The following is a 15,733-nucleotide window of genomic DNA, read 5'->3' as shown; positions in this document are numbered from 1 at the left end:
TTACATCTCCAGAAAATTTTTCAACAGCTGTGCGCCTGCTGCACCGGAACGCTCGGGGTGGAACTGCACGCCGAAGAAATTATCTTTTTGCACGGCGGCGGTGAAGGCCTCGCCGTAAAGCGTCTGCGCGATGGTGTTTTCGCAGATTGGCATCGCATAGCCGTGGACGAAATAGAAGTAAGCGTTCTCGTCAATCCCGCGGAACAAGTGGCTGTCAGCGTTAGCAATCACCTGGTTCCAGCCCATGTGCGGCAGAGGTAAACCTAAGTCCTGCATGCGTTGCACCGGCGTATCAATAATCCCCAGAGTCGCCACGCCCCCGCTCTCATCACTGCCCGAACCAAGCAGCTGCATACCTAGGCAAATGCCCAGCACAGGCTGAGTACAAGCCTTGATTAAGTCGATTAACTCGCGCTGCTCAAGCTGATCCATGGCAGCCTGAACCGTGCCGACGCCGGGTAAAAAAAGCTTATCGGCGTGTAAAACAATCTCAGGGTCACGGCTGACCTGCGGCTCATAACCCAGACGCTGGACCGCATATTTCACTGAAGAGAGGTTGGCACAGCCGGTATCAAGGATAACGACATTCATCAAAGCACTCCTTTCGAGCTCGGCAGGGTGTTGCCGTCAACGCGGATCGCCTGGCGCAGTGTGCGGCCAAAGGCTTTGAACAGGCTTTCCACGCGGTGGTGATCGTTTTTGCCCTTAGTGCGCAGGTGCAGGGTACAGGCCATGGCGTAAGAAAGTGAGCGGAAGAAGTGCTCCACCATCTCGGTACTAAGATCGCCTACGCGCTGATAGTTGAACTCCGCTTTGTATTCGAGGTGCGGGCGGCCAGAGATGTCCAGCGCGCAGCGAGCCAAACACTCGTCCATCGGCAACACGAAGCCGAAACGGCCAATGCCGCGTTTATCGCCCAGTGCCTTGTTCAAGGCTTCGCCTAGCGCCAGCGCGGTATCTTCAACCGTGTGGTGGTCGTCTATGTACAAATCACCTTTCACTTCAATATTCATGCGGAAGCCGCCGTGGGTGGCGATTTGGTCCAACATGTGGTCGAAGAAGCCGACGCCGGTGCGAATTTTGCTGTCGCCTTCGCGATCCAGCCAGACATCTACGTCAATGGCGGTTTCGCGCGTCACGCGGTTAACCTGGGCGTGGCGGTCGCGTTTGGTCAGCTGTTCAGCAATCGCTGGCCAGTTGAGCGTATCGCGCTGGTAACGTAAGCCAGCAATGCCCATATTGGCCGCCAGCTGCAGGTCCGTGTCACGGTCGCCAATCACATAGCTGTTAACGACGTCCATCACGCCGCTGTCCAGATAACCCTTCACCAGCTCGGTTTTCGGCTTACGGCACGCGCAGTGGTCAGCAGGCAAGTGCGGGCAAATCAGCACTTCGTCAAACACAATGCCTTGTGAAGTGAGGATCTGCATCATCAGGTTGTGAGGCGGGTCGAAGGTTTCTTGTGGGAAGCTCGCCGTACCTAAACCATCCTGATTGGTGATCATCACCAGTTTGAAGCCTGCGCCTTGCAGGGCCAGCAGAGCGGGGATCACTCCCGGTTCCAGCGCCAACTTATCCAGACGGTCTACCTGAAAATCTTCAGGCGGCTCGGAAATCAGCGTACCATCGCGGTCAATGAATAAGATCTTTTGTACTAACGGGCTCTGGCTCACATAGGCTCCTTGCTTGGGGCAAATTCATTATTAGTGGTTACTGCCGTCTGGCCTGCACCGGGCAGTGGGCGCAGTGCGTCGATGACTCGCTGGCACTCGGCACGGGTGCCTACGGTAATGCGTAAGCAGCCGGAAAGACCCGGTTGTTTATTCTGATCACGTAAGATAATGCCCTGATCCCACAGTGTTTTAAAGACCTGACTGGAAGCAGTGAAGCGAGCCAGCACGTAGTTGGTTTCGCTGGTAAATACCTGTTCTACGCAGTCGCACTGATTTAATTGGTCGATCAGCCAGCCACGGGTTTTACTGATCTCTGATACCCGCGCACGCATAACCGCCAAGCCTTCATCACTCAGCGCCTGCGCGGCAATGTCGGCGACCGGCGTTGCCAGTGGATAAGGTGCGATCACTTTCATTAATAGAGCAATCAGTTCACTGCTGGCTAAGGTGAAGCCACAGCGCAGTCCGGCCAGAGCAAAGGCTTTGGAGAGGGTGCGCAGCACGGCGAGGTGCGGATACTCTTGCAGCCAGCCGGCGACCGAGGCCTGCGGGCAGAACTCAATATACGCTTCATCTATAGCAACAATCGCCTTGCCGCGCGTGAATTCCAGCACGGCTCGCAAATCATCGGGATTGATCAGGTTGCCGGTCGGGTTGTTTGGGCTACAGATATAGACCAGCTTTACGCCGTCGAGCGCCGCCTCTATGGCAGGCAGGTTCAGCGACCAGTCTTCATTGGCGTCAACCGTGCGACCTTCCACGCCGATAGTCTCGGCGCTGACGCTGTACATGCCGTAAGTAGGCGGGCAATAAAGGATGGCGTCTTTGCCCGGCTCGCAGAACGCGCGGATCAGCAACTCAATGCCTTCGTCGGCGCCACGGCTGACGATTACCTGACTGGCATCCAGACCGGCGTAGGCCGCGTAGCGCTCCACCACCAGCTTCGGCTGGCATTCTGGGTAGCGGTTGAAAGTCTGCGCGGTGAGTTCGAACTGCGGAGCCAGCGGGTATTCATTGGCATTTAACCAGACATCGCCATTGCCACCCAGACGACGAGCTGACTGATAAGGTGTCAGCTCGCGAACGTTTTTACGGGCCTGCGCCTGAACGCTGAGATTGCTTTTATCACTCATTGTCCTTGCTCCTTCAGCGCATTGACGCGCAGGGTTACGGCATTTTTGTGAGCAGTCAGTTGTTCAGCCTGCGCCAGCGTCTCGATGGTGGTCGCCAGACCCAGCAAGCCCTGCGGCGTAAGCTGTTGTACCGTCATGCGTTTCTGGAAATCCGCCAGCCCGAGGCTTGAGTAAGTGGCGGTATACCCATAGGTCGGCAGCACGTGGTTGGTGCCCGAGGCGTAGTCTCCGGCAGATTCCGGTGACCAGTCACCGAGAAACACCGAGCCCGCGCTGGTGATGCTGTCTACCAAGGCTTCCGGCTCGCGGGTTTGTAAAATCAGGTGCTCCGGGCCGTAGGCGTTACTGATTTCAATACACTGTGCTAAGTCTTTCGCCACGATTAGGCGGCTGCTTTCCAGCGCCTGGCGGGCAATTTCTTTGCGCGAAAGCAGGGCAAGCTGACGCTCTACGGCTTCGGCCACGGCTTTTGCCATCTCCAGACTAGGCGTCAGCAGCACCACCTGTGAATCCGGGCCGTGTTCTGCTTGCGACAACAGGTCAGAAGCCACGAAGTCAGGCGTTGCGCCACTGTCGGCAATCACCAGCACTTCGGACGGTCCGGCTGGCATATCAATCGCCGCGCCATTGAGGCTTTGGCTAACTTGACGCTTGGCTTCGGTGACGTAGGCATTGCCCGGCCCGAAGATTTTAGCCACTTTAGGCACGCTTTCTGTCCCGAAGGCCAGAGCGGCGATGGCCTGCGCGCCGCCGAGTTGGTAAACCTCACTGACGCCACACAGCTTGGCGGCATATAAGATTTCATCGGCAATCGGTGGCGGTGAGCACAGCGTCACACGCTGACAGCCCGCAATCGCGGCAGGCGTCGCTAACATTAATACCGTCGATACCAACGGCGCAGAGCCGCCAGGAATATACAGGCCTACCGACTGAATCGGGCGGGTCAGCTGCTGGCAGCGCACCCCCGGCTGGGTTTCAATATCTACCACCGCCAGCTTTTGCGCTTCGTGGAAGGTGGTGATATTGCGTACCGCGTGCGCCATCGCCTGTTTCACGTCGTCGCCAAGGCGAGCCGAGGCGTCTTCGATTTGCCGGGCGGTGACGCGAATGTCGGCGACATCGGTTTTATCGAATTTGGCGCAATACTCGCGTAAGGCGCTGTCGCCTTCGTTGCGAACGCGGCTAAGGATCTCGCTGACTGACTCGGTGATTCGGTCAGAGGCGGAGATTGCCGGACGAGTCAGCAAATCGCGACGCTGCTCTTCGCTACACTGCTGCCAGTCTATAGGGGTGCTGAACGCGGTTGGCTGCATGGTCTTACTCCATCATTTTTTCGATTGGTAAGACCAATATGGAGCTGGCGCCGAGGGCTTTCAGCTTTTCCATGGTTTCCCAGAACAGGGTTTCACTGCTGACCATGTGCATCGCCACGCGCTGCTGGTCGCCCGCCAGAGGCAGAATAGTAGGGCGCTCGGCACCTGGCAGCAGGCTGATGATTTCGTCCAGACGCTCGCTTGGCGCGTGCAACATAATGTATTTGGATTCGCGAGCCTGAATCACGCCCTGAATACGGGTCATCAGGCGGTCGATCAGCAGCTGTTTCTCTTGCGGCATTTCGCCGTCGCGCTGAATCAGACAGGCTTTCGAACGGTAAATGACTTCCACTTCGCGCAGGCCGTTGGCTTCTAAGGTTGCGCCGGTAGAGACCAAGTCACAAATGGCGTCGGCCAGACCGGCGCGCGGTGCCACTTCGACAGAGCCGTTCAGCAGGCAGGATTTGAACTCTACGCCTTGCTTGTCGAGGTACTGTTTAAGGATGTGTGGGTAAGAGGTGGCGATACGGGCATTTTGCAGGCTTTGCGGGCCGGTGTAGTCGCAGTCCAGTGGGGTGGCCAATGAGAGGCGGCAGCCGCCGAAGTCCAGACGACGTAGGGTGAAGTAACGCGGGTCTTCGCCCTGTGCGCGGCGGTTCAGCAGCTCTTCTTCCAGCACGTTTTCGCCGATAATGCCTAAGTCCACCACGCCGTCCATCACCAGCCCTGGGATATCGTCATCGCGCACGCGCAGGATATCGATCGGCATATTCTCTGCGAAAGCGATCAGGCGTTGCTCTTGCAGGTTAATTTTGATCCCACAGCGTGCCAGCAGTTCGCGTGAATCGTCGCTCAGGCGACCTGACTTCTGCATTGCTATCCGTAAACGTGATTTATCCAACATAAAAACCTCGACCTTATAAGTATTTAATTTTGTTGTGTTTGCTTAATTCTTTCTGAAGGGGGAGGGGCAAAAAAAAACCCTCGGAAGTCAATCTTCCGAGGGCTCTCTTTAGGTTCTGCGCCACTGGAAGATCTAAACAGTCTCCCAGCACCAAACGCCTGAAAGACTAGTCAGGGTGATGGTGATGATGGTGGTTGAACAGAACGTTAGTCATGAGTCTTTCTCTTATTGGTGGTGCTTAGTGTTTTAACTGCGTCGTCAATGCCATTAAAGGTATCATTCACAGCGCGTATCAATTCTTGTGTCAATAAAACTAAACTATGAGGTAGCCGCGACGCAACCTTTTTTTAGGAAGATAAATTTTTCTTATCACCGGCGCTACTTTCATCTAAAACGTGAATGATCGCGTAGGAGAACCAGTCTGTAACATTTATAAGAAAAAGCTGACAGCTTCCGACATTGCCTGAACGAATGAACAGGCATAAATTGTTAAACTAAGTGGGATGAGAACTTTTCGGCCTTGATCATGCAGGAACGCATGGCGCGAACAGAATGGAGTAATAAATGAAAAAAGTCGCAATAGTGGGGTTGGGGTGGTTAGGTATGCCACTCGCAATGTCTCTGGCCATGAAGGGGTATGAGGTTGTCGGCAGTAAGACCACGCCGGACGGCGTCGACGCCGCGCGCATGTGTGGTATCAACTGTTTCCCTCTGGTCTTTAAGCCGGAGATGGAGTGTGAAGCGGCCGATCTGGATGTACTATTAAATGTCGACGCGCTGATCATCACCTTGCCGGCGCGCCGGACGGTGGAGGGCAGTGAGCTCTATTTTCAGGCGGTTCAGCAGCTGGTGGACAGCGCGCTGGCGTACAATGTTGGCCGCATCATCTTTACTAGCTCGACATCTGTCTATGGTGATGGCACGGGAACCATGCGTGAGAACTCACCGCTGCGTCCGGTAACGCCAAGCGGCAGAGTGCTTGAGGAGCTGGAAAACTGGTTCCATCGCTTGCCTAATACCTCGGTTGATGTACTTAGACTGGCGGGGCTGGTGGGCGCGGATCGTCATCCGGGACGCTTCCTTGCCGGCAAGACCGACGTACAGGGCGGGGACGATGGCGTCAACTTGGTCCATCAGGATGATGTTATTCAGGCCATCACTCTTCTGCTCGGCTTGCCGAAGGGCGGACATACTTATAATTTGTGCGCGCCGGTGCATACCCAAAAACGTCATTTCTATCCTGCCTTTGCTCGCCAGCTTGGGCTTACGGAACCGCAGTTTGCTGAAGTTGCTGAAGGGCAGCCGAGCGGCAAGCTGATCGACGGCAGCCTCATCTGCAAAGAGTTGGGTTTCGAGTATCAATACCCAGATCCTGAAATGATGCCGGTTAGCTAATCTGCCGCAAGCTAATCAATCGGAAAACCCTCTTAAAAGCAGAGGGTTTTTTTTGGGTTTATAAATAAAGAAAACCGATTAATAAGAGTAAATAGGGTGATAAAACTTAGCTGTTAACGTTTTCAGTTGAGCTTTTAATTATTTATTGATCGATATTGGAGGGTTTTAATAACTCTTTAGATGACAAATTGGTGATGGATATTTTAATTCTTCTTTACTATTACTCTGCGAAATAAATTTTCACCGCCCTTGGCTACGCTTCTGCTAGCACTTTTTGGACCTAAAACCCCATGGCTTATGTTGCCTTAATAATAAAAATCCTAAGACTGGTCTGAGCTTTTACTCTTTGCTGGTCTAAATCCCCTTATGCATTCGGCACTAAAGTTTTTGTTTTCGGTGCCGATACCTCTCTTGCCCCTACATTGGGCCACTCACTTTACCGCCACTTCTGTATCCTCCCTGAGGGCAGAAGGTTTTGTGCTGCAAAAATTATTTGTTACACACCTTGACTTTATGCGCTTATAAAGCCGTACTTACTGACGCAATCCCCTCGTTTATCCCAGATTTACCCTGAAAAACCTTCCTAAACAGCACTCAATCTAGCCATTTTTGAATAAAAAGTTATTTTTCAGTCAATCTGGATTTATTGCTAATTCAGGTCTTAAATGTAGATTATAAATCTAAATAAAATGTGTTAATCATGTTTTTGTATGGTTAATTTCGCTTTAATTAGAAGTTGTACAAAATGATCTAAAAATGAATGAAAAAACGGGGCTGAGAAGGGATTTTAAGACGCATTTTTACTTTTGGTTAAATTCTGAGCTGATTTTTTACCCAAATCACTCTTTTTGGATAAAAATAAGTTTTATTTTTGTGATCTACGTCACACTTTATCCAAAATTCGCTGAGGCCTAGATTGTATGTGCTAATGATTCGGGGTTACATTTGCGTCGTATTAAGATTAATCCTAATAATGTATGTAAAAGCGTTTCACTGAATGACACGCAATCACAGCAACGGACCCTGCCGAAAAGCTACAACTGATAAATTATTAAATTTAATTAGCCGTGAAATTGTCACATTTATAGTTTACATCAGGAACTACTTTGTATTGGCGGTGAATATAAAACCGCGAGATAAACCTGTTTTGTCCTCGCAAACATTTCTTTGAAAAAATGAAATGTGATGTTCATCGTCCAATGAGCCAATTGTTTTGATAGTAAAAAAATACTCTGTCGGACTAAAAAACCAAGCAGTGATTATATCTATCAACCAGTTATGAATTCATAGCTGACGGTATGGGGTAAACAAGCATGTCAGAATTGCTTAAACATATTTATGACATCAATCTGTCATATTTGCTGTTAGCACAGCGGTTAATAAACGACGAAAAGGCTTCCGCGATGTTCCGGTTGGGGATCGACGATGTCATGGCTGACGCGTTAGCTGGCCTGACTTTGCCGCAAATGGTGAAGTTAGCTGAAACGAATCAGTTGCTGTGCCAGTTTCGTTTCGACGACAGCAAGACGATTGAGCGTTTGACGCAAGAGTCGCGAGTGGATGATTTACAGCAAATCCACACAGGTATTCTGTTGTCTAGCCATTTGCTGAAAGGGCTTTCAGCTAAAGACAGCAGCGCCTCTAAGAAAAGGGCATAACTATGTCCCTGATAAAAGCACCATCGACACCGAGAGAGGCTTCGGCCAAACCCGTCGAAAAAAGTATTGTTCAGGAAGCGCGGGATATTCAGTTAGCGATGGAATTGATTTCGCTGGGTGCCCGTTTACAGATGCTGGAAAGCGAAACGCAGCTTAGCCGTGGTCGGTTAATCAAACTCTACAAAGAGCTGCGTGGTAGTCCTCCACCGAAAGGGATGTTGCCGTTCTCCACCGATTGGTTCATGACGTGGGAACAAAACATTCACTCCTCGATGTTCTACAACGCCTACACCTTCTTGATGAAGAGCGGGCATTGCAATGGCGTTGAGGCGGTTATCAAGGCATATCGTCTGTATCTGGAGCAGTGTCCAGAGCAGCCGGGTGAAGCGCCGATTTTGGCCCTGACCCGTGCGTGGACATTGGTTCGATTTGTTGACAGCGGCATGCTGCAACTCTCTTCTTGCAACTGCTGCGATGGTTCTTTTATTACCCATGCACATCAGCCACGTCACGGTTTTGTGTGCAGTCTTTGCCAACCACCTTCACGAGCAGTAAAAAAACGTAAACTTTCCCCGGAAGCTGCCGATAGTACATCTCAAGAGCTGGACGAAAAGGTCAAGCGCGCAGTTTGAGATGATGTGGGCAGCAGAGTGCGACAGGTAACGTGATGATAAAGAGTGGTGAAATGCCACTCTTTACAATACCTCCCCAACATCCCCGATCGTTTTTTGTTGTCTCCTGACGATACAAAAACCTCAATTCTCTCCTCAAGCGCGCTTTCCCTGGTCTGGCCTATACCCAAAAGCCACATCGAATTAAGGAATTATCGTGCTAGTACTCATCGGTTACATCGTGGTCCTGGGCTCAGTCTTTGGCGGCTTCATGCTGGTTGGCGGCGAGCTGGGCGCGCTTTATCAGCCCGCAGAACTGCTGATCATCGGCGGCGCCGGTATTGGTGCGTTTCTGGTTGGTAACAACGGCAAAGCCATCAAATCAACGCTTCGCGCACTGCCGAAACTGTTCCGCGCATCGCGTTACAGCAAGGCGCTGTATATGGATCTGATGGCGCTGCTCTATCGTTTACTCGCCAAATCGCGCCAACAGGGGATGCTATCGCTGGAAAACGACATCGATAATCCGCAGGAAAGCGACATTTTCACTAATTATCCGCGCATTCTTGCCGATAAACATTTGGTGGAATTTCTCACGGACTATTTACGCCTGATGGTCAGCGGCAACATGAATGCTTTTGAAATCGAAGCGTTGATGGATGAAGAGATTGAAACCTACGAGCAAGAGAGCGAAGTGCCCGCCAACAGTCTAGCGCTGGTGGGGGATTCACTCCCGGCGTTCGGCATCGTGGCCGCGGTCATGGGGATTGTTCATACCCTGGCCGCCGCAGACCGTCCGGCGGCTGAGTTGGGTGCTTTGATTGCCCACGCGATGGTCGGCACCTTCCTTGGTATTTTGCTGGCCTACGGCTTTGTCTCCCCGCTGGCAGCAGTGTTGCGTCAGAAATGTGCTGAGAACACCAAGATGATGCAGTGCATCAAAGTGACTTTGCTTTCAAGCCTGAATGGCTATGCGCCGCAGATTGCCGTCGAGTTTGGTCGTAAAACGCTTTACACCTCCGAGCGTCCTTCATTCGTCGAACTCGAAGATCACGTTCGTCAGGTCAAATCGCCTAACAAGCAAGCGGAAGAAGAAAACGTATGAAGCATCAGAGTCATCCCATCGTTGTGGTGCGCAGGAAAAAGGCCAAGCACGGCGGCGGGCATCACGGCGGGTCGTGGAAGATTGCTTATGCCGACTTTATGACGGCGATGATGGCATTCTTCCTGGTGATGTGGCTTATCTCCATTTCCAGCCCGAAAGAGCTGGTGCAGATTGCTGAATACTTCCGTACGCCATTGGCCGTGGCCATTACCAATGGTCCGCGCAGCAGTGACGCCACCAGCCCGATTCCGGGCGGCGGGGATGACCCAACCCAGCAGGATGGCGAAGTGCATAAGATGATCCAGTCGCAGGGCGACCAGCGTGAAATCGGTGATTTGCAGCGCCTGCAAGAGAAGCTAGAGCAGATGCTGATTTCCGATCCGCGTCTGAAAGATTTGCGCCCGCACCTGATGATTAACCTCACGGAGCAGGGGCTGCGTATCCAGATTATCGATAGCCAGAACCGCCCGATGTTCCAACTGGGCAGCGCCACGGTAGAGCCTTATATGCGCTATATCTTGCGGGCGATTGCTCCGGTGCTGGATGATTTTCCCAACAAGATAAGCCTCGCCGGTCATACCGATGATATGCCGTACGCCATGGGCGAACGCGGCTACAGCAACTGGGAACTGTCGACCGATCGCGCCAACGCCTCGCGCCGTGAATTAACCGCCGGTGGCCTGAGCGAAGGCAAAGTGCTGCGCGTGATGGGCATGGGTTCCACCATGCAGCTGAAAGACCATCCGTCCGGCGACGCGATTAACCGTCGCATCAGTATTTTAGTGCTGAATAAACATGCCGAAGAGGCCATCGAGCGCGAAAACAGCGAGGGTGAAGCCGTCACCATTAGCGACGCGGGCGAATTGAAAAAGATGGTTCCGGGCAGTGACACTCAGGCTCCGGCCCCGGTTGAGCCACCAAGCGCCAAGGCGTCATCGGCTTTCGCGCCGCACCTGACATCCAAGGAACCGCCAACAGAATCAACAACACCACCAACATCAGGGCAATCTTTACCGACGCAGCCCTCACAAGAACAACAACAACCCAAGAGTGAGACGGTGACTCCGGAAAGTTCTTCTTCGTCTAACAGACCAACCACGGCGATCCCTGCCGCGGCGGACGTTACGGCGCAACCGGCATCATCGGCAAGCCGCGATTCACAGCAGAGGTGATCACGTGAGCATGGATATTAGTGATTTTTACCAAACGTTTTTCGATGAAGCAGACGAACTGCTGGCGGATATGGAGCAACACCTGTTGCTGCTTGACCCCCAGACGCCTGATATCGAGCAGCTCAACGCGATTTTCCGCGCGGCGCACTCGATTAAAGGCGGGGCCGCCACCTTTGGATTCTCAGTTCTGCAGGAAACCACCCATTTATTGGAAAACCTGCTCGACGGTGCACGACGCGCAGAAATGAGCCTGAGCACTGACATCATCAACCTGTTTTTGGAAACGAAAGACATTATGCAGGAGCAACTGGACGCCTATAAATCCTCTCAGGACCCTGATGCTGAAAGCTTCGAATACATCTGCGCCGCGCTGCGCCAACTGGCGCTTGAAGCTCAAGCACAGCTGCAGGGCGCACCGACGGTCGATCTTCACGTTGTGACGGAGTCAGCGGCGGTGAACTCTGCGCCGACGGCGGCCTCGAGCGGCGGTTTACGCATTCTGCTTTCTGGCTTGAAAGAGGCCGAAGTGCCGCTGATGCTGGAAGAGCTGGGCAATCTTGGCGATGTGCAGGACGCCGTACAGACAGCGAATAGCGTCGAAGCGACCCTCAACACCACGCTGAGCGAAGACGACATCAGCGCCGTGCTTTGCTTTGTTATCGAACCTGAACAAATCAGCTTTAGCCAGCCCGCCGCCAATGACGTCGAGCCGGCCGTTGCTGAACCACAGGCCGTGGCCGCGCAACCTGTCGCGCCAATTGAGGAGGCCGCGCCGCGCGCTGCGCCCGCTCTGGCTGTCGTGCCTGACTCGGCGCCACCGGCGAAAGCGCGCGCGCCAAAAGCCGCTGAATCAACCAGCATCCGCGTGGCGGTTGAGAAGGTGGATCAGCTGATTAACTTAGTCGGCGAATTGGTCATAACCCAGTCTATGCTGGCCCAGCGTTCTGACCTGCTGGACCCGGTGGCCCACAGCGATTTGCTCAACAGTATGGGGCAGTTGGAGCGCAACGCGCGTGACCTGCAAGAGTCGGTGATGTCCATTCGTATGATGCCGATGGAGTACGTTTTCAGTCGCTTCCCGCGTCTTGTCCGTGACCTTGCCAGCAAGCTGAACAAGCAGATTGAATTGACGCTGCTCGGCAGTTCGACCGAGCTGGACAAGAGCCTGATCGAAAGAATCATCGACCCATTAACCCACCTGGTGCGTAACAGTCTGGACCACGGCGTGGAGTCTCCCGACGTGCGTATCGCCAACGGCAAGCATCCGACGGGCAATCTGACCCTTTCCGCAGAACATCAGGGCGGGAATATCTGCATTGAAGTGGTAGATGACGGTGCGGGTCTGAACCGCGAGAAGATTTTGGCCAAAGCCGCGTCGCAGGGGATGAACGTCAACGACAATATGAGTGATGAAGAAGTCGGGATGCTTATCTTCGCGCCAGGTTTCTCGACTGCGGAAAAAGTGACTGACGTTTCAGGCCGTGGCGTGGGCATGGACGTGGTGAAACGAAATATCCAGGAGATGGGCGGTCACGTTGAAATCCATTCTCAACAGGGTAAAGGCACCACCATCCGCATTCTTCTGCCGTTGACGCTGGCGATTCTGGACGGTATGTCCGTCAAAGTCGGCGAAGAGGTGTTTATCCTGCCATTAAACGCGGTGATGGAATCTCTGCAACCTTTGGCTGAAGACTTACATCCGCTGGCCGGTGGCGAGCGCGTTCTGCAAGTGCGTGGCGAATATCTGCCGCTGGTCGAGTTGTACAACGTGTTTGACGTGACCGGGGCGAAAACCGAGGCGACGCAGGCCATCGTGGTGATCCTGCAAAGTGCCGGACGCCGCTACGCGCTGCTGGTGGATCAGTTGATCGGTCAGCATCAAGTGGTGGTGAAAAACCTCGAGAGTAACTATCGCAAAGTACCGGGGATTTCCGCCGCGACCATTTTGGGCGACGGCAGCGTGGCGCTGATTGTTGATGTATCAGCCCTGCAGGCGCTTAACCGTGACAAACGTGCCGTAGACTCGGCCGTTGCATAAAAAATTTAAAACGAAAAAGCCCTCACTGGTGACGCCGGTGAGGCTCAATTTTAGCCGAACGATGAAGGGTGAATAACATGGCCGGACTTGCAACCGTGACAAAAATGGCAGGTGAAACGGTAGGACAGGAATTCCTGATTTTTACGCTGGGTGATGAAGAATACGGTATCGATATTCTCAAAGTGCAGGAGATCCGTGGTTACGATCAGGTAACCCGTATCGCCAACACCCCGGCATTCATCAAGGGCGTCACCAACCTGCGCGGCGTCATCGTTCCAATTATCGACCTGCGGGTGAAGTTCGCCCAGCAGAACGTTGAATATAATGAAAACACCGTGGTTATCGTGCTGAACTTCGAAAACCGGGTAGTGGGTATTGTGGTTGACGGCGTGTCTGACGTGCTGTCGCTGACTCAGGAGCAAATTCGCCCTGCGCCAGAGTTCGCGGTAACGCTTTCTACCGAATACTTAACCGGCCTTGGTTCACTGGGCGATCGGATGTTGATTTTGGTCGACATCGAGAAGTTGCTGAGCAGCGAAGAAATGGCACTGGTAGAGAGTGTGGCAAAAGCTTGATTTTGCCATTGGGGGCTGTGAGCCCCCAATCCCCCGTTTTGGTTTTTCATTTCAAAGTTAAATCTAAATTCAAATTCAAGGTCGTGGGCGTCGGCCCACACCGACCAAGGGAGGCGTAAACGCGCCTCCCTTGGAACCCTGCGTTTTTTCTGCTGCGAAGCCTCGCTCTTCCAGTAGCAAAAAAACGCAGGATTCCAAAGGGTTTCGTTTAAAACCCTTTGGGCCCGTGTGGGCGGCGAGCCCACGGTTTAGAAGTTAAGTTTTCAGCGGTTTTACAAAACCGCTCTCAAGTTATACATCGCCCTGCCGATAACCCTCTGTAGATGAATTAATGGAAAAAGGCACAACATGATGTTTAAGCGTATGAAAGTGGTCACGGCCATCGTTGTCTTACTGGTGGTCTTTGGGGCGTTACAGTTGGTTTCTGGTGGGCTGTTCTTCAAATCGCTTAAAACCGATAAAGATAACTTCGCCACTTCGCAGCAAATTCGTGTGCAGCAGGCTGAGCTAAATGCCAGTTGGATTTATCTTCTGCAAACCCGTAACACCCTCAACCGCGCGGGCATTCGCTTTATGCTCGATGCCAACCAAATGGGGAGTGGGGCGACAGTTAAAGAGCTTATCGACGTCGCGCAAAAGGATTTGAAAGTTGCCGGCGAGCACTACGCCAAATATCAAAAAATTCCTAGCGATGCGAGCCAGAATCCGGCATTAGCGGCTGATATTAAAAAGAATTATGACGTTCTTAACGGCGCGCTGAGCGAGCTGATTGACCTTATCGGCTTGGGACGCATCAATGACTTCTTCGAACAGCCGACCCAGCAATATCAGGACGGATTTGAGAAAGCGTTCGTCAACTATATCGACCAAAACGACAAACTGTATAACCACGCGGTTAACGTCAGCGAAAACTCCTTTAGCAGCTCACTTTGGGTGCTGGGTGTGATCCTGACGGTGCTGGTGCTGTTTATCGGCCTGGCGTGGTTCGGCGTGCAGCGCGTGTTAGTTCACCCACTGCGTTCACTGGTGGAAAGCATTCAGCACATTGCTCGCGGCGACTTGACGCAGGAAGTGACGGTGGAAAGCCGTAACGAAATTGGTCTGCTGGCTGAAAGCATCAAAGACATGCAAAGCGAGTTGATCCGCACGGTGTCTGGCGTGCGTCAGGGCGCGGACGCTATCTATAGCGGCGCCAGTGAAATCTCTGCGGGTAACAACGATCTCTCTTCACGCACCGAACAGCAGGCGTCTTCTTTGGAAGAAACGGCCGCCAGCATGGAGCAACTGACCGCGACGGTGAAACAAAACGCCGAAAACGCGCGCCAGGCGAGCCAGCTTGCACTAAGTGCCTCCGAAACGGCGCAGAAGGGCGGCAAAGTGGTGTCTAACGTGGTGCAAACCATGAGCGATATCGCCGCTAGTTCGAAGAAAATTACCGACATTACCGGCGTTATCGACGGTATTGCTTTCCAGACAAACATTCTGGCACTGAACGCGGCGGTTGAAGCTGCCCGCGCCGGTGAGCAAGGCCGCGGATTTGCCGTGGTTGCTGGGGAAGTGCGCAGTCTGGCGCAGCGCAGCGCTCAGGCGGCGAAAGAGATTAAAGGCCTGATTGATGACTCGGTAAGCCGCATTAATACCGGTTCCGTTCTGGCCGAAAGCGCCGGTGAAACCATGAGTGATATGGTCAGCGCCGTCACCCGCGTGACCGACATTATGGGCGAAATCACCTCTGCTTCTGATGAACAGAGCCGTGGCATCGAGCAAGTGGCGCAGGCCATTACCGAAATGGACCGCGTAACCCAGCAGAACGCCGCGTTGGTTGAAGAATCAGCCTCGGCCTCCGCGGCGTTAGAAGAGCAGGCGAGCCTGTTGACGCAGTCCGTGGCGGTATTCAGCCTTGGACAGCATCAGGTGAATGTCGTTCGCCCGACCACTACCTCGGCCCGCCAGCCTTTGCTGACGCCAAATCTTTCTTCCACGCCAGCTGGCAAAGGTGCCGCCAGCAACAACCTGACTGAAAACTGGGAAACCTTCTAAGCAGTAAGTCATTGAGCATTTAACAGTAGCAATAGCATGACAGGGGCGGTTTCCGCCTCTGATGCGTCGGTAATGAGAGTAGGGAAAGCCATTTGGGCAACAGCAACAGAATCTGT

General features: G+C 53.1%; 14 protein-coding genes and 1 other annotated feature. Of the genes, 8 read left to right on the top strand and 6 right to left on the bottom strand.

What is annotated here, in order from left to right; translation table 11 throughout:
* The 6 genes from hisH to hisL all read right to left on the bottom strand — a co-directional run bounded on the left by hisH (position 1) and on the right by hisL (position 5,237).
* The gene (hisH, locus tag ACT3RT_RS05730) at positions 1-591 is read right to left on the bottom strand and encodes an imidazole glycerol phosphate synthase subunit HisH (RefSeq protein WP_353501833.1); all 591 of its coding nucleotides are present in this window, start codon (positions 589-591) and stop codon (positions 1-3) included.
* On the bottom strand, positions 591-1,673 hold the full coding sequence (gene hisB, locus ACT3RT_RS05725; protein WP_353501834.1) for a bifunctional histidinol-phosphatase/imidazoleglycerol-phosphate dehydratase HisB: 1,083 nt from the start codon (positions 1,671-1,673) through the stop codon (positions 591-593). Before hisB ends, hisH begins: the two co-directional genes overlap by 1 nt.
* On the bottom strand, positions 1,670-2,806 hold the full coding sequence (gene hisC / locus ACT3RT_RS05720) for a histidinol-phosphate transaminase (protein WP_496202641.1): 1,137 nt from the start codon (positions 2,804-2,806) through the stop codon (positions 1,670-1,672). The genes hisB and hisC overlap by 4 nt, the downstream gene beginning before the upstream one ends.
* A complete protein-coding gene (hisD, locus tag ACT3RT_RS05715) occupies positions 2,803-4,119 on the bottom strand; it encodes a histidinol dehydrogenase (RefSeq protein ID WP_396132473.1) in 1,317 nt (438 codons plus the stop codon). Before hisD ends, hisC begins: the two co-directional genes overlap by 4 nt.
* Before the next feature lie 4 nt (positions 4,120-4,123).
* Positions 4,124-5,023: an ATP phosphoribosyltransferase gene (gene hisG / locus ACT3RT_RS05710; RefSeq protein ID WP_353501837.1), complete on the bottom strand. Its 900-nt coding sequence runs from the start codon at positions 5,021-5,023 to the stop codon at positions 4,124-4,126.
* Positions 5,024-5,091: 68 nt separating this feature from the next.
* Positions 5,092-5,214, bottom strand: a sequence feature (His leader region).
* Positions 5,190-5,237: a his operon leader peptide gene (gene hisL / locus ACT3RT_RS05705; protein ID WP_128124630.1), complete on the bottom strand. Its 48-nt coding sequence runs from the start codon at positions 5,235-5,237 to the stop codon at positions 5,190-5,192. It overlaps the preceding feature by 25 nt.
* A 350-nt stretch (positions 5,238-5,587) precedes the next feature.
* Here hisL and ACT3RT_RS05700 point away from each other — a divergent pair, with 350 nt between their 5' ends.
* The 8 genes from ACT3RT_RS05700 (at position 5,588) to ACT3RT_RS05665 (ending at position 15,617) form a co-directional block, all read left to right on the top strand.
* Positions 5,588-6,418, top strand: coding sequence for an SDR family oxidoreductase (locus tag ACT3RT_RS05700; RefSeq protein WP_353501838.1), 831 nt, complete (start codon positions 5,588-5,590; stop codon positions 6,416-6,418).
* Between the two features lie 1,313 nt (positions 6,419-7,731).
* Positions 7,732-8,076 carry a flagellar transcriptional regulator FlhD gene (flhD, locus tag ACT3RT_RS05695; RefSeq protein WP_353501839.1) on the top strand — a complete coding sequence of 115 codons (345 nt, stop codon included), beginning with the start codon at positions 7,732-7,734 and terminating at the stop codon, positions 8,074-8,076.
* A gap of 2 nt (positions 8,077-8,078) precedes the next feature.
* A complete protein-coding gene (flhC, locus tag ACT3RT_RS05690; RefSeq protein WP_353501840.1) occupies positions 8,079-8,708 on the top strand; it encodes a flagellar transcriptional regulator FlhC in 630 nt (209 codons plus the stop codon).
* A 196-nt stretch (positions 8,709-8,904) separates the two neighbouring features.
* A complete protein-coding gene (gene motA / locus ACT3RT_RS05685) occupies positions 8,905-9,792 on the top strand; it encodes a flagellar motor stator protein MotA (protein WP_353501841.1) in 888 nt (295 codons plus the stop codon).
* Positions 9,789-10,964 carry a flagellar motor protein MotB gene (gene motB, locus ACT3RT_RS05680; RefSeq protein ID WP_353501842.1) on the top strand — a complete coding sequence of 392 codons (1,176 nt, stop codon included), beginning with the start codon at positions 9,789-9,791 and terminating at the stop codon, positions 10,962-10,964. Before motA ends, motB begins: the two co-directional genes overlap by 4 nt.
* Positions 10,965-10,974: 10 nt before the next feature.
* Positions 10,975-13,002: a chemotaxis protein CheA gene (gene cheA / locus ACT3RT_RS05675; protein ID WP_353503950.1), complete on the top strand. Its 2,028-nt coding sequence runs from the start codon at positions 10,975-10,977 to the stop codon at positions 13,000-13,002.
* 77 nt (positions 13,003-13,079) lie between these two features.
* Entirely contained in the window at positions 13,080-13,577 is a 498-nt protein-coding gene (gene cheW / locus ACT3RT_RS05670; protein WP_034789926.1) for a chemotaxis protein CheW, read from the top strand.
* 351 nt (positions 13,578-13,928) lie between these two features.
* Positions 13,929-15,617, top strand: a complete 1,689-nt coding sequence (locus ACT3RT_RS05665) for a methyl-accepting chemotaxis protein (RefSeq protein WP_486030403.1) — start codon at positions 13,929-13,931, stop codon at positions 15,615-15,617.
* Positions 15,618-15,733: the final 116 nt, after the last annotated feature.

This window comes from Ewingella sp. AOP9-I1-14, from assembly GCF_052375995.1.
Taxonomy (GTDB): domain Bacteria; phylum Pseudomonadota; class Gammaproteobacteria; order Enterobacterales; family Enterobacteriaceae; genus Ewingella; species Ewingella allii.
This window is presented reverse-complemented; position numbering and strand designations above follow the sequence as displayed.

Coding starts and splice junctions, on each gene's coding strand:
- flhC (WP_353501840.1), top strand. CDS start 8,079: ATGTCCCTGATAAAAGCACCATCGACACCGAGAGAGGCTTCGGCCAAA.
- flhD (WP_353501839.1), top strand. CDS start 7,732: ATGTCAGAATTGCTTAAACATATTTATGACATCAATCTGTCATATTTG.
- cheW (WP_034789926.1), top strand. CDS start 13,080: ATGGCCGGACTTGCAACCGTGACAAAAATGGCAGGTGAAACGGTAGGA.
- cheA (WP_353503950.1), top strand. CDS start 10,975: ATGGATATTAGTGATTTTTACCAAACGTTTTTCGATGAAGCAGACGAA.
- hisH (WP_353501833.1), bottom strand. CDS start 591: ATGAATGTCGTTATCCTTGATACCGGCTGTGCCAACCTCTCTTCAGTG.
- hisG (WP_353501837.1), bottom strand. CDS start 5,023: ATGTTGGATAAATCACGTTTACGGATAGCAATGCAGAAGTCAGGTCGC.
- hisC (WP_496202641.1), bottom strand. CDS start 2,806: ATGAGTGATAAAAGCAATCTCAGCGTTCAGGCGCAGGCCCGTAAAAAC.
- motB (WP_353501842.1), top strand. CDS start 9,789: ATGAAGCATCAGAGTCATCCCATCGTTGTGGTGCGCAGGAAAAAGGCC.
- ACT3RT_RS05700 (WP_353501838.1), top strand. CDS start 5,588: ATGAAAAAAGTCGCAATAGTGGGGTTGGGGTGGTTAGGTATGCCACTC.
- ACT3RT_RS05665 (WP_486030403.1), top strand. CDS start 13,929: ATGTTTAAGCGTATGAAAGTGGTCACGGCCATCGTTGTCTTACTGGTG.
- hisD (WP_396132473.1), bottom strand. CDS start 4,119: ATGCAGCCAACCGCGTTCAGCACCCCTATAGACTGGCAGCAGTGTAGC.